Here is a 14,660-nt window from a genome sequence, read left to right on the forward strand (position 1 = left end):
GCGGCTGTATATCCATACAGTGCCGCGCGTGCTCCCCGACCCTCCCGATCCGTTCTATTACCTCGCGAACTTCGAGCGCGCGCTCGGCTGGCTCGACGCCCGCTGCGCCGACCTGTTCGACGCCGCCGGGCAGCGCCTCGTGCAAGGCTTCGGCACCCTGCCGCGCGCCTCGCGCGCGCTGTTCGTGCGGATGCTGATGCGCAAAGGGCCGCAGTTTCGCGCCAGCAAGCTCGACTATGCCGAGATCGGCTGCCCACGCGCGGCGGCGGCGCCGCTGATCGAGGCGGGCTGGCTCGACGGCGCGCCGGTACTCGAATTCGACGCGCTCGCGGCGCTGGTCACGCGGGCGGAACTCCAGGCGCTCGCCGCGCGGCTCATGGCTGACGCCGACTTCGAAACTGCAAACCACGCGGCGGGATTCGACCCGCTGCGCGCACTCAACCTTCGCACCGCCACGCGCGCCGCGCTCCTGAACGCGCTTGACGCAACCGCCCCCTCGGCGCGTGGCTGGGACGCGTGGTTTCCGGCTTCGCCGGACACGGTGGTCGATTTCACCGCAGCGCCGCTATGCGAACGGCTGCGCCTGATGTTCTTCGGCAATCTGCGTCAGGACTGGTCCGAATTCGTGCTCGCCGATCTGGGCGTGTACCGCTACGAACCGGTGCCGCTCGACGGCGCTTCGCGGGCATTCCAGCAGCGCGCGGACATCGACGCGTATCTGGCGTTGCGCGACTGCCGCGAAGCCTTCGATCTCGCGCCCGAGGACCAGCGTGCCGACGCCCTCGCCGCCGCGCTCGACACGCTCGATGCCCTCGCCGCGCACACCCGCGCCAACGCCTGGCTGCATGCACGCCACGACCGCGTGCGCCATGCGGTGGGCCAGGCCGCCGAACGGCTGGGCGACGCGGTGCTCGCGATGCGCGCCTATCGGGAATGCGGCCACCCCGAGTCGCGCTACCGCCGCGTGCGCGTGCTGGAGCAGCTGGGCCGCCGCGACGACGCCTGCGCCCTCGCCCAGGCCATCGCCGCCGCGCCCGCGAACGAGGAAGAAGCGCAGCGTGCGGCGCGCACACTCGGCCGTCTGACACGCAAGCGCGCGCAGGCGCAACCCGCGCAGACCGCGCAACCCACGCCAACGCACAGGCAGATCGAACTCACGCTCCCCGCCGCGCACACGCATCTGCGCGTGGAGGAAGCCGCGCGGCGCGCGCTCGCCAGTGCCGACGCGCCCGTGTTCTATGTCGAAAACACGCTGATTACCGGCCTCTTCGGCCTGCTGTGCTGGCCGGCGCTGTTCGCGCCGCTGCCGGGGGCGTTTTTCCATCCGTTCCAGCGCGGCCCCGCCGACCTGCACGCCGCCGATTTCGTCACGCGGCGCGGCGCGCTGTTCGACGCCTGCCTCGCCGAGCTTGAAACGGGCCGCTATCGCGCGACCATCGAGCAGCGTTTCGCCGATAAATACGGCACGCAGTCGCCCTTCGTCGCGTGGGCCGCCCTCGACGAGGCGTTGCTCACGCTGGCGCTCGACTGCCTTCCCGCCGCGCATCTGCGCCTGTGGTTCGAGCGCCTGTTGCGGGAACCCGCCGCGAACCGTTCGGGCCTGCCCGACCTCGTGCGCTTCTGGCCGCGCGAGCGCCGCTACGAATTGATCGAAGTAAAAGGCCCCGGCGACCGGCTGCAGGACAACCAGCGCCGCTGGCTGGCTTACTGCGCGGCGCACGACATGCCCGTGACGGTGCTGCAGGCGCGCTGGGAAACGCACGAAACGCACGAAACGGCCGGAACAACCGAAGCAGCCGAAACAACCGAAACAGGCACGGCGACGCCATGACTTACACCGTCGCGGTCCGCACGCTCTGCGAGTTCACCGCCAAACGCGGCGATCTCGATCTGCGCTTCACGCCCTCGCCCGACGCGAGCGAAGGCCGGGCGGGCCATGCCGCCATCGCCGCGCGACGGCCTGCGGGCTACGAGACCGAGATCGCCTTGAGCGGCACGTTCGGCTCGCTCACGGTGCGCGGGCGCGCCGACGGCTACGACCCCGCGCGCCGGCGGCTGGAGGAATTCAAGACCTACCGCGGCGAGCTCGACGCCATGCGCGAAAACCAGCGCGCGCTGCACTGGGCGCAACTACGCGTCTACGGCGCGCTGATGTGCGAAAAACTTGGCCTCGACACGCTCGAACTCGCGCTCGTGTATTACGAAATCGGCTCGGGGCGCGAGACCGCGCTCGTCGAGCAGGCCAGCGCCCAACCGCTGCGCGCCGATTTCGAAGCGCAATGCGCACGCTTTGTCGCGTGGGCCGAGCAGGAAAGCGCGCACCGCACGGCGCGCGATACGGCGCTCGCCGCGCTGCGTCTGCCACATGCGAGCTTTCGCCACGGCCAGCGCGACCTTGCCGAAGCGGTCTGGCGCGCCGCCACCCAGGGCCGCTGTCTGCTTGCCCAGGCGCCCACGGGCATCGGCAAAACCATCGGCACGCTGTTTCCGCAATTGAAGGCCTGCGCGCGCGGCGGCATCGACAAGGTGCTGTTCCTGAGCGCGAAAAGCCCCGGGCGGCAACTGGCGCTCGACGCACTCGACACGCTCGCCATGGCGCACGCCAGGGACAAAAGCGACGGCGCGCCCTTGCCGCTGCGCGTGCTCGAACTCGTCGCGCGCGACAAGGCCTGCGAGCATCCCGAACTCGCGTGCCACGGCCAGTCCTGCCCGCTCGCGCGCGGCTTCTACGACCGCTTGCCCGCCGCGCGCGAGGCCGCGCTCGCGCGCGTCAATCTCAAGCGCGACACGCTGCGCGAAGTCGCGCGCGAGCACGCGGTCTGCCCGTATTACCTCGGCCAGGAACTCGCGAGCTGGAGCGACGTGATCGTGGGCGACTACAACTATTACTTCGACGTGAGCGCCATGCTGTTCATGCTCGGCGCGCGCAATCAGTGGCGCATGAGCCTGCTCGTCGACGAAGCCCACAACCTGCCCGAACGCGCCCGTGCGATGTATTCCGCCGAACTCGTGCAAACGCGCGCCGACGCCGTGCGGCGCGCCGCGAGTGCCCCGGTCAAGCGCGCCCTGACGCGGCTTGCGCGGCACTGGAATGCGCAAAACGCGCTCGCACCCGACGCGTGGCGCGCAAGCGATACGCTGCCCGATGGCCTCGTCGCCGCACTGGGCGATGTGATCGCCGCCATCGGCGACCAGCTTGCCGAAGCCGCGCTCGTGCGCGACCCGGAACTCGAACGGTTCTATTTCGACGCGCTGCATTTCGTGCGGCTTGCGGAGCGATTCGACACGCAATCGATCTTCGACGTCACGCCGCTGCCCGCCTTCGGCTCCAACACAAAGCGCGCGCGTTCGACGCTTTGCATCCGCAATCTCGTGCCCGCCAACGCACTGCGCCCGCGCGTGGCCGCCGCGCATAGCGTGACGCTTTTTTCGGCCACGCTCGCGCCCGCCCGCTTTTACACCGATATGCTCGGGCTGCCCGCAAACACGGTGCAAGTGGAGATCGACACGCCGTTTCGCGCGGAACAACTCGACGTGCGGATCGCGCGCGATATCTCGACGCGTTACAAGGATCGTGCGCGTTCGCTCGACACGCTCGTCGAACGTATCGCGCGCCAATATGCCGCGCGGCCCGGCAACTATCTGTGTTTCTTCAGCAGCTACGACTATCTGCAGCAGGCCGCCGCTGTGTTCGTCGCGCGCCACCCGCACATCGACACCTGGATGCAGTCGCGCACGATGGACGAAGCGCAGCAACAGGGCTTCGTTGCGCGCTTTGTGGAGGGTGGCGCTGGAATTGGCTTTGCCGTGCTGGGCGGCGCGTTTGGCGAAGGCATCGATCTGCCGGGCACGCGTCTGATCGGCACCTTCATCGCGACGCTGGGCATGCCGCAGGTCAATCCCGTCAACGAGGCAATGCGCGAGCGCATGGATACGCTTTACGGCGCGGGCTTCGACTACACCTATCTGATTCCCGGCCTGCGCAAGGTCGTGCAGGCCGCAGGCCGCGTGATCCGCAGCGAGGAAGACCGCGGCGTGGTGCATCTGCTTGACGACCGCTTCGCGCGGCCCGACGTGCGCGCGCTGCTGCCCGCCTGGTGGGAGATCGCGTGACGCACCATTGATACGGATTCCCTATCAATTGCGATACAGCAAGCGCAGCGCCAACAACGGCGCCGCGCTTTCCTCAAAAGCCCATCAAGCCGACTTCGACTTTCCTCCACCCTTGCCGTTCTTCTTCGACGGCGGCGGAGGCGGGTCGCCTTCGAGATCGTCGGCCGCGATTTCCGGTGCGACCTCCTTCACGTCGGGCCTGGCGCTCTTGCCCTTCCTGGCCGCCTTCGCTTCGGGGATATCGGCTGGCACGGCGGTCTTGTCGATGGTGACTTCGTCATTCGCCTTGTCGTAGCCGATCTCGACGGTGTCGCCCGATTGCAGCGCATCGCCCAGAATCTCCCTGGCGAGGCGCGTTTCCACTTCCTGGCGAATCTGCCGCTTCAATTCGCGCGCGCCGAATTCGGGCTGATAACCGGCCTCGACCAGATGCTCGACGAGCGCATCGCTCATCTTGAGCGTAATGCCCTGCGCCGCCGCCGTGCGCGTCACGCGGTCGAGCTGGATCTGCACGATGTTGCGGATGTTGTCCTTCGACAGCGCATGGAACACGATGATCTCGTCGATACGATTGAGGAACTCGGGCCGGAAGTGGCCCTTGAGCACCTTCATCAGTTCCCCGCGCACTTCCTTGTCGCTCTTGCGCTGGTCCTCGGGCTGTTCGAGGTTCTCCATGATGATCGACGCGCCCAGATTGCTCGTGGCGATGATGATGGTGTTGCTGAAATCGACCACGCGGCCCTTGCCGTCCGTGAGCCGCCCATCGTCGAACACCTGCAGCAGCACGTTATAGACGTCCGGGTGCGCCTTCTCGATCTCATCCAGCAGAATCACGCTGTACGGGCGCCGCCGCACGCGCTCGGTCAACTGGCCGCCTTCGTCGTAGCCCACATAGCCCGGCGGCGCGCCGATCAGCCGCGCGACGGCATGGCGCTCCATGTACTCGCTCATGTCGATGCGGATGATGGCCTGCTCGTCGCCGAACACGGTTTCCGCCAGCGCCTTCGCCAGTTCCGTCTTGCCCACGCCCGTCGGGCCGAGAAACAGGAAGGTCGCAATCGGCCGATGCTCCTGGCCCAAGCCCGCGCGCGAGAGCCGCACCGCATCGCTCACCGCGACCACGGCGTCGCTCTGCCCGACCACGCGCTCGCGCAACTTGTCTTCCATCTTCAGCAGCTTCTGGCGTTCCTCCTGCGTGAGATCGGCGACCGGAATACCCGTGAGCCGCGAGACCACTTCGGCGATCGATGCGACCGTGACTTCCAGCGTTTCGGAACCGGTCTTGCGCTGCCAGGCCTCGGTGAGTTCTTCGAGCGTGGCCTGCTTCTCCTTGATACGCTCCTCGAAGCCCTTGGCCTCGTCGAAGCGCTTGCGCGAGGACGCGTAGTCCTGCTCGCGCTTGAGCTGGGAAATTTCTGCTTCGAGCTCCTGAATATCGGCCGGTCGCGAGGTCGCGCCGATGCGCACGCGCGCCGCCGCCTGGTCGATCAGATCGATGGCCTTGTCCGGCAAAAAGCGCGAGGTGATATAGCGGTCCGACAGCTCCGCTGCCGCCACGAAGGCGTCGTCGGCGAAAGTGACCTGATGGTGCGCCTCCAGCTTGTCGCGCAGACCGCGCAGGATCACGATGGTTTGCTCGACCGTCGGCTCGGGCACCAGCACCGGCTGAAAGCGCCGCTCCAGCGCCGCGTCCTTTTCGATGTACTTCTGGTATTCGTTGAGCGTGGTCGCACCGATCAGACTCAACTCGCCGCGCGCGAGCGCGGGCTTGAGCACGTTGGCGATATCGAGCCCGCCCTCGCCGCCGCCCTGCCCCGCGCCCACGATCGTATGCAGTTCGTCGATGAAGAGAATCAGCTCGTCGTGTTTGGCCGTCACCTCGTCGATCAACTGCTTGGCGCGTTCTTCGAATTCACCACGGTATTTCGCGCCCGCCACCATCGAGTTGATATTCACTTCGACCAGACGCTTGCCGCGCAGCACCTCCGGCACGTCGCCGTTGACGATGCGCTGCGCGAGCCCTTCGACGATGGCCGTCTTGCCCACGCCCGGCTCGCCGATCAGCACCGGATTGTTCTTCTTGCGGCGCGCGAGCACTTCGATCGTGCTTTCGATTTCCTGCGCGCGGCCCAGCACCGGATCGAGCTTGCCCTGGCGCGCCATGGCCGTGAGATCGCGGCCGAACTTGTCGAGCGTGGGCGTGTTCGTGGGCGCGTCCACGCGCCCGTCTTCCGCGCCCTTGCCCACGACTTTCACCACCTTCTGGCGCAATGCTTCGGGCGTCACGCCGTATTTCTTGAGCAGCGTGCCCGCGATGCTGTCGGGCACCGACGCCAGGCCAATCAGCAAATGTTCGGGACCGACATAGGAGTGACCCAGATCGCGCGAGGCCTGAAAGGCGAACTGAAACGCTTTCTTCAGACGCGGCGAAATCGTCATCTTATCAACGGACGCGTCCGGCCTGGCCGTGCCCTTCTGGGCGTGCTGATCGATATAGGCCACGATGTCCTGCGGCGACAGCTTCAGCTCCTTGAGCAGCGCCGCGCAGACATCGGTGTCGGCCAGCACGTACAGCAGGTGCTCCGTGTCGAGTTCGGTGCGCTGCAATTCATGCGCCTTTTCGGCGGCGCGCTGCAGGATTTCGAGCGTCTGCTCGCTGAACGCATCGGTCGCATCGACCGACTCGCGCGGCACCTCGGCGGCGAAGCTCATCTCGTCGCCATCGTCATCGTCGTGATCGTGGTCGCCGCCGAAGAAACGCGACAGCCCCCCGCCCCCGAGCAGCGAGTCGAAGGGATTGATCATGCTCTGATGCCGCATCAATTGCCGATAGTCGTAATCGCAGATCGACATCGATTTGCGCTGGCCGTTTTGCACCACGGTCACGCGCGCGACGGCAGGGCGCGTATTGCAGATCTCGCAGAGAGTAGGCATGGTCGACTCGTCTCCAGTTCGGTGCCGCTTTGCGGCATGCGGGGCATGCGCGTAGAGTGGCGCGGCGCATCGCGGGATGCGCCGGAAATGTGACAGGCGGCAGCGCGTCGCACAGATGCAAGCCCATTGAGGCCTGACGAAACGACTACGCAGATTGCGCGAAACGTGCGGCGCCGCAGCGGGCAGTAGAGGCGCCGGTGGCATGACGCGAAGACATTGCAGCGCACGGCACCGGCGACACACGACGGAGCGATTGTGGCAGGAATCCGAACATCACGTACCCAGCGTGCAAAGCATCGGCGGGTGCGGAGAATGCGCGTGCGAAGTGTCAAGAAAGCGGGCGGGATCTGGCATCCCGCCCGGAAGGCGCGCCTGGCATTGCACCGGGCTCAGCGCGAAGAGAACAACTGAAAAAAACCTGTATTGATGGACTCGTCCACGTCGTACGAATGTCGCGAGGTTTGCAATCCTCGGCGCTCGGCCGAGGGAAAGCATCAGCGCCGGTTCGACCCCGACACCACGTCGATCCACACAGCCAGCACGAGAATCCCGCCCTTCACGATCATCTGCCAATAGGCGTCGACGTCGAGCATCGACATGCCGTTGTCGAGACTCGCCATCACGAGCGCGCCAATCAGCGCGCCATACACCGTGCCCGAACCGCCTCGCATCGACGTGCCGCCGATGAAGCACGCCGCGATCGCGTCGAGCTCGCCCATCGTGCCCGCTGAAGGCGAACCGGCCGCGAGCCGCGCGGTATTCACCATGCCCGCCACGGCGCACATCAAGCCCATCAGCGCGAAGATCGCCAGCTTCACGCGGTTCGTGTTGACACCCGAAAGACGCGTCGCTTCCAGGTTCGAGCCGACCGCGTAGATGCGTCGGCCAAACACCGTTTGCGTCGCGATCCACGTAAAGATGCCGAGCAGTGCGAGCAACAGCAGCACAGGCACGGGAATGCCGCCATAGCTGTCGAGCATCAGCACGAAGGCCAGCAGGATCGCACCCGCGCCGACGATCTTCACCACGTCCTGCCAGAGCGGCACGACACTCAACTGATAGCGCCGGCGGTTCGCTCTCTGGCGCACCGTGAGCAACGCAAGCAGCACGAAGAGCGCGAAGGCCAGCACATCACCCGCAATGCGCGGCAAATAGCCCTGCCCGATAAAAACAAAGGAATCCGAAACAGGTGCGATGGTCGATCCGCCCGTGATGCCGAGCAGTACGCCGCGAAACGCCAGCATCCCGCCCAGCCCGACGATGAACGACGGCACGCGCCGATAGGTGGACCACCAGCCGTTGAACATCCCGACCAGCACGCCGAGCGCCAGCACGACGGGCACCGTCACGCCGATCGGCCAATGGCGGTTCACGTCGAGGATCGCCGCCACGCCGCCGAGCAGGCCGAGCAGCGAACCCACCGATAGATCGATTTCGCCCGCAATGATGACGAACACCATGCCGCACGCGAGCATGCCGGTGATCGACATCTGCCGCAGCAGGTTCGAGACATTGCGCGGCGTCACGAACGCGCCATGGGTGAGCACCGAGAAGAACACCCAGATCGCGGCTACGGCCAGCAACAGGGCGAGAATCTTGTAGCGTGCGAACAGTTGCTGGAAACGCAGGCCGAAGCCTTTGCCGCCGGCCATCTGATCTTCGCGCGCGCCTTGAGTCGTGACGTCGGGGGTCATGCTGCACTCGCTGAAAGAGGTTGGGCGCGCGCGCTCTGGATCGCGGCGCCAAGAATGTGTTCCTGGGTGAGACCGTCGTTGACGAAATCGCCACGCACCTCGCCCTCGCCGATCACGAGCACGCGATCGCTGATGCCAAGCACTTCCGGCAATTCGGACGACACCATCACGATCGCCACGCCGCGCTTCGCGAGCTGGAACACGAGCTTGTAGATTTCGTATTTCGCGCCGACATCGACGCCGCGCGTGGGCTCGTCGAGAATCAGCACTTTGGGTTCGGTGAGCAGCATCTTGGTCAGCACGGCCTTCTGCTGGTTGCCGCCCGACAGGCTCGCGATCGACAACATGGGGTTGGCCGCACGCACCGAAAGACGCTGCATTTCCGTGCGAATCGTGTCGAGTTCCGCAGCCGTGTCGATACGGCCGTGTTTCGAGAATCGCTCCAGCACGGACAGCGTGATGTTGTGCCCCACGCCCAGTTGCGGCACGATGCCGTGGCGCTTGCGGTCCTCGGGCACCATCGCGATTCCCGCACGAATCGCATCGAGCGGCGCGCGAATCTTCAAGGGCTTGCCTTCGAGCAGCACCGTCGCCGAGCAATTGCCCTCGTAGGCGCCGAAGATCGCCTGCATCGTTTCCGTGCGCCCCGCGCCCACCAGTCCGGCCACGCCGAGAATCTCGCCGCGCCGCACCGCGAACGACACATCGTTCACGCGCTTGCGGCGCGGATTCGTCACGTCGTGGCACGTCACGTTGCGCGCTTCGAACACCACCTCGCCGATCTCGTGCGGTTCGCGCGGAAACAGGTTTTTGATCTCGCGCCCCACCATCATCGCGATGATGCGATCGGTGGTCAGCGTGGCCATCGGTTCGGTCGCTACGTGGCGGCCGTCGCGGATCACGCTGACGGTGTCGCACACGGCCTCGACCTCGTCGAGCTTGTGCGAGATATAGACGCACGCCACGCCGCGCCGCTTCAGGTCGCGCACGATGTCGAGCAGGATTTTCGTCTCCGCCGCCGTGAGCGACGACGAAGGCTCGTCGAGAATCAGCAGTTTCGCGCGCTTGTTGAGCGCCTTGGCGATCTCGATCAGTTGCTGGTGGCCGCCGCCGTAGTTCATCACCGGCTGCGCGACATTGATCGCATCGATATTGAGCTCACGCAGCAGTTCAGCGGCGCGCTGGTACATGGCCGCGTAATTCATGCGCCCGCCCGGCAGCGTGATTTCGTTGCCTAGGAAGATGTTCTCCGCCACGGAAAGCTCGGGCACCAGCATCAGTTCCTGATGGATGATGACGATGCCCGCGCGCTCCGTGTCGCGCACGCTTTGCGCTTCGAGCGGCGCGCCTTCCCAGCGGATCTCGCCGCTCCATGTGCCGTGAGGATAGACACCGGAGAGCACCTTCATCAGCGTGGATTTGCCCGCGCCGTTCTCGCCGCACAGCCCCACGCATTCGCCGGGCCGCACGGTGAGATCGATGCCGTCGAGCGCCTTGACGCCCGCGAAGGATTTGACGATGCCGCGCATCGTCAGCAAGGGTTCGGTCATACGCTTTTCAGCCCGCTTGATTTGCTGCTTCGTTCGCTGCTTTGCATCGCTGCCTTGCATCGCATCGTCCCGCGCGCGTGATCGGCTCACGCACGCGGAACGCCGGGTTGCTAGACCTGTTGCGCCTGGATTACTGGCTGGCCAGTTGCGCCTGCGTATAGAAACCGTCCTTCACGACGATGTCCGCGTTGCTCTTCGTGAGCAGCGTCGGCTGCAGGAGCACCGTATCGACCTTCTTCTTGCCGTTGTCGTACTGCGCGTTATAGGCGGGTTTCTGGCCCTTCGCGAGATCGACAGCCAGCTTTGCGGCCTCGCCCGCGATGAGCTTGAGCGGCTTGTAAACCGTCATGGTCTGCGTGCCGGCGATCACGCGCTTGACCGCCGCGAGATCGGCATCCTGGCCCGAGACGGGCACCTTGCCCGCAAGGTGCTGTGCGGCCAGCGCCTGGATCGCGCCGCCCGCCGTGCCGTCGTTCGAGGCCACGACCGCGTCGATCTTGTTGTTGTTCGCCGTGAGCGCGTCTTCCATGATGCGCAGCGCCGTCGACGCGCTCCACTCCGGCACCCACTGCTGGCCGACCACCTTGATGTCGCCGCGATCGATCGCGGGCTTCAGAACCTTCAGTTGTCCTGCACGCAGCATCTTGGCGTTGTTGTCCGTGGGCGCGCCGCCCAGCAGGAAGTAATTGCCCTTGGGCTGCGCATTGAACACGCCTTGCGCCTGCAGCTCGCCCACCTTCTCGTTGTCGAAGGAGATATAGGCGTCGACATCGGCATCGAGAATAAGGCGGTCATACGAGACCACCTTGATGCCGGCCTTCTTCGCTTCGGCGACCACATTGCCCAGCGTTTTCGAATTGAACGGCACGATCACGATCACATCGACGCCGCGCGAAATAAGGTTTTCGATTTGCGAAATCTGGCGCTCCTCGCTGGCGTCGGCCGACTGCACCGAAACCTTCGCGCCCATTTTCTCGGCGGCGGCGACGAAGTAGTCGCGGTCGCGCGACCAGCGCTCGACGCGCAGATCGTCGATGCAGAAGCCGATTTCCGGATGGTCCTTGCTCGCGTGCGCGAGCGGCGCGGCCAGCGACAGGCTCGCGAGCACTGCGCCGCAGACGAGCGAACCCAGAACCGAACGACGTTTGGCGAACTTCATGTCTCCACTCCTCGTGTTATCGCGTGCCGGCCGTGCGAAGCGCGGCGGCGGCACATCGTTGCGTTATCGAATCGCGTTGCGTGTTTCAGTACGTGTTGCGATAAATCTGCGCGAAATCCAGGCGCGCCTGCGGGAGCGTGGCGGCACGGTGTCAGCGCGGTACGGCCAGGGACTGCGATGCTGCGGTGCTGCGGTCTTGCAGTCCAGCAATTCAAGCTGCGGCTCAGGCGCTTGCTGCAAATACGGGTTCGAGCGCGCGATAAAGCGCACCGAAAGTCGGGCGCCTGGCATCGCGATACCAGGTGTGGCGCGCGGCATTGGGTTCGCGCACCGCCAGCACGGGCGGCTGCGGACACACGGTTTCGAGCGAGGCATCGGGCTCCACGGCCAGGTGCGCGAGACGCGCCGCGCCGAGCGCCGGCCCTACCTCGCCGCCCGCGCGCAGCGTGAGCGCCCGCCCGCTGATATCGGCGAGCATCTGGGTCCAGTAGGCGCTGCGCGAGCCGCCGCCGATCACCGTGATCGTCTCCGGCACGAGGCCCGCTGCGTGCAGCGCATCCATGCCGTCGAGCAAGGCGAAGCCCACCCCTTCCAGCGTCGCGTTGGCGAGATCCGCACGCGACGTTTGCGGCGTCATGCCGTAGAAAACGCCCTTGGCATTGACGTTGTTGTGCGGCGTGCGCTCGCCGCTGAGGTAGGGCAAAAACCAGGGACGGCGCGCGTCGAGATCGGCATTCGTATGGGACTGCGCATCGGCGAGCAGCGCGGCCACGCTCTCGTGGCCCGTCAATTGCGCGGTGAAGTCGAGGCAACTGGCCGCGTTGAGCATCACCGACATGAGATGCCAGGTATGCGGCAGCGCATGACAGAAGCTATGCACGGCGGAATCGGGATTGGCCAGAAAGCCGTCCGATACCGCGAAATAGACGCCCGACGTGCCCAGCGAAAGCATCGCATCACCAGGCCGCACGATGCCCACGCCAACCGCACCCGCGGCGTTGTCGCCGCCGCCCGCCACGACCGCGATCTCGCGCAGGCCGAATTCGCGCGCGATATCAGCGCTCAGTTTGCCGGTCACTTCGTTGCCCTCGAAGACCTCGGGCATCTGCGCGCGCGTGAGTCCGCAGGCGGACAGCAAGGCGTCGCTGTAGTCGCGCCTGGCCACGTCGAGCCATAGCGTGCCCGCCGCGTCCGAGGGATCGGTCGCGAACACGCCCGTAAGCAGCCAGCGAAGATAGTCCTTCGGCAGCAGCACGTGCGCGATGCGCGAGAAAATCTCAGGCTCGTGTTTCTTCACCCATAGCAGCTTGGGCGCGGTAAAGCCCGGCATCGCCAGATTGCCCGCCAGCGCGTGCAGTTCGGGCACGGCACGCTCCAGTTCGATACATTCGGTATCCGAACGACCGTCGTTCCAGAGAATCGCGGGACGCAGCACCTCGCCCTGCGCGTCGAGCAGCGTCGCGCCGTGCATCTGGCCGGTGAGACCGAGCGCTTGGATGCGATTCGTGTCGATGCCGTTGCGGCGCACCGTGTCGAGCAGGTCGTGCAGCGCGCGCTGCGTGGCGCGCCACCAGTCCTGCGGCGCCTGTTCGGACCAGCGCGGCTGCGGACGACTCGCCGTGAGCGGCGCGCTCGCGCTGCCGAGCACATCGCCCGCGCGGTCGAGCAGCACCGCCTTCACACCCGACGTGCCAAGGTCGATACCGATAAACATGTCTCCGTCCTTTTTTCTTGCTGCTTTTTGCTGCTTTTTGCTGCTTCTTTCTGCTCGCAGGCCGGCGCTCGAACATCGCGCCAGCCTGCCGTTACGGCCGCTTCTAGCGCTGACCGTAGATCGCCTGATTGATGACGTTTTCGAGGCGTTCCTGCTGGCCGCTCGCATGCTGCGGGTTGAAGCCGCGCGCGGCGGCGTCCGTTGCGAGCGACGACAGCGAATAGCCGCCAGAAAGGATCTTTCGGCCGAACTCCGTATCCCAACCGGCGTAGCGCTGGCGTTTGAACTGTTCGAGCCGGTCGTTTTCGACCAGCACGGCAGCGCGTTCCAGCGCGATGGCCAGCACGTCGATCGCACCCACATGGCCGTAGAACAGGTCCTCCGGATCGCTGCTCTGGCGGCGCACCTTGGAGTCGAAATTCATGCCACCCGTGGTAAAGCCGCCGTGACGCAGGATCTCGTAGAACGCCAGCGTGAGTTCTTCGACACTGTTCGGGAACTGGTCGGTATCCCAGCCGTTCTGCGGATCACCACGGTTCGCATCGACGCTGCCGAACACATTGAGCGCGTACGCCATGGCGATTTCATGATGGAACGAATGCCCGGCCAGCGTCGCGTGATTGGCCTCGATATTCACGCGAATTTCGTTCTGCAGTCCGTATTGCGTGAGGAACCCATGCACCGTGGCAACGTCGTAGTCGTACTGATGCTTGGTCGGCTCCTGCGGCTTCGGCTCGATCAGCAGTGCGCCCTTGAAGCCGATGCGCTGCTTGTGCTCCACCACCATCGAAAGAAAGCGCGCGAACTGTTCGCGCTCGTGCACGAGGTCGGTATTGAGCAGCGTGTCGTAGCCTTCGCGGCCGCCCCACAGCACGTAGTTTTCGCCGCCTAGCTTGTGAGTCGCTTCGAGCGCGCTGCACACCTGGGTCGCCGCATAGGCGAATACTTCCGGATTCGGACTGGTGGCCGCGCCGGCCGCGTAGCGCGGATGCGAGAACAGATTGGCGGTGCCCCACAGCAGCTTCATGCCGCTCGCCTGCTGCTTCTCGCCCAGGTATCCCACCATGCGCGCGAAGTTTTCCTTGTAGTCCTTAAGATCGCTGCCTTCGGGCGCAACGTCGGTGTCGTGGAAGGTGTAGTACGGCACGCCGAGTTTGGTGAAGAATTCGAAGGCTGCATCGGCTTTCTGATGGGCGCGCTCCATGGCGTCGCCGGGCTGCTGCCACGGACGATGGAACGTGCCCTGGCCGAAAATATCCACGCCCGGCCACACGAACGAATGCCAGTAGCACACGGCAATGCGCAAATGCTCTTCAAGCGTCTTGCCCAGCACTTTCTTCGTGCGGTCGTAGTGGTGATACGCAAGCGGATTGTCCGATTGCGGGCCTTCATAGCGAATCGCGGGAATGGCTTCGAAATACGACATGGCGTCTCCATTTAATGTTGCGGCGCAACGGCACGCATCCGGCAAGGTGATGCCATACTGCCCGTCTCGC

8 protein-coding genes are annotated in these 14,660 nt (G+C 65.5%); 2 read left to right on the forward strand and 6 right to left on the reverse strand.

What is annotated here, in order from left to right; all coding sequences use genetic code 11:
• The first annotated feature begins 28 nt into the window (after nt 1-28).
• Both B0G62_RS10275 and B0G62_RS10280 read left to right on the forward strand, forming a co-directional pair.
• Nucleotides 29-1,831, forward strand: coding sequence for a VRR-NUC domain-containing protein (locus B0G62_RS10275; RefSeq protein WP_103704122.1), 1,803 nt, complete (start codon nt 29-31; stop codon nt 1,829-1,831).
• A complete protein-coding gene (locus B0G62_RS10280; protein WP_103704066.1) occupies nt 1,828-4,113 on the forward strand; it encodes an ATP-dependent DNA helicase in 2,286 nt (761 codons plus the stop codon). The genes B0G62_RS10275 and B0G62_RS10280 overlap by 4 nt, the downstream gene beginning before the upstream one ends.
• 84 nt (nt 4,114-4,197) lie before the next feature.
• On the opposite strand, the gene B0G62_RS10285 is transcribed toward B0G62_RS10280, so the two are convergent.
• From B0G62_RS10285 to xylA, 6 genes are all read right to left on the reverse strand, one after another.
• Entirely contained in the window at nt 4,198-7,047 is a 2,850-nt protein-coding gene (locus tag B0G62_RS10285) for an ATP-dependent Clp protease ATP-binding subunit (protein WP_244193173.1), read from the reverse strand.
• Between the two features lie 494 nt (nt 7,048-7,541).
• The gene (locus tag B0G62_RS10290; protein ID WP_244193177.1) at nt 7,542-8,699 is read right to left on the reverse strand and encodes a sugar ABC transporter permease; all 1,158 of its coding nucleotides are present in this window, start codon (nt 8,697-8,699) and stop codon (nt 7,542-7,544) included.
• A gap of 38 nt (nt 8,700-8,737) precedes the next feature.
• On the reverse strand, nt 8,738-10,351 hold the full coding sequence (xylG, locus tag B0G62_RS10295) for a D-xylose ABC transporter ATP-binding protein (protein WP_407671114.1): 1,614 nt from the start codon (nt 10,349-10,351) through the stop codon (nt 8,738-8,740).
• 70 nt (nt 10,352-10,421) lie between these two features.
• Nucleotides 10,422-11,450, reverse strand: a complete 1,029-nt coding sequence (gene xylF / locus B0G62_RS10300; RefSeq protein ID WP_103704068.1) for a D-xylose ABC transporter substrate-binding protein — start codon at nt 11,448-11,450, stop codon at nt 10,422-10,424.
• A gap of 223 nt (nt 11,451-11,673) precedes the next feature.
• A complete protein-coding gene (xylB, locus tag B0G62_RS10305) occupies nt 11,674-13,164 on the reverse strand; it encodes a xylulokinase (RefSeq protein ID WP_103704069.1) in 1,491 nt (496 codons plus the stop codon).
• Nucleotides 13,165-13,267: 103 nt separating this feature from the next.
• Nucleotides 13,268-14,590, reverse strand: coding sequence for a xylose isomerase (xylA, locus tag B0G62_RS10310; protein WP_103704070.1), 1,323 nt, complete (start codon nt 14,588-14,590; stop codon nt 13,268-13,270).
• Nucleotides 14,591-14,660: the final 70 nt, after the last annotated feature.

Source organism: Paraburkholderia eburnea (genome assembly GCF_002917095.1).
GTDB classification, from domain to species: Bacteria; Pseudomonadota; Gammaproteobacteria; order Burkholderiales; family Burkholderiaceae; genus Paraburkholderia; species Paraburkholderia eburnea.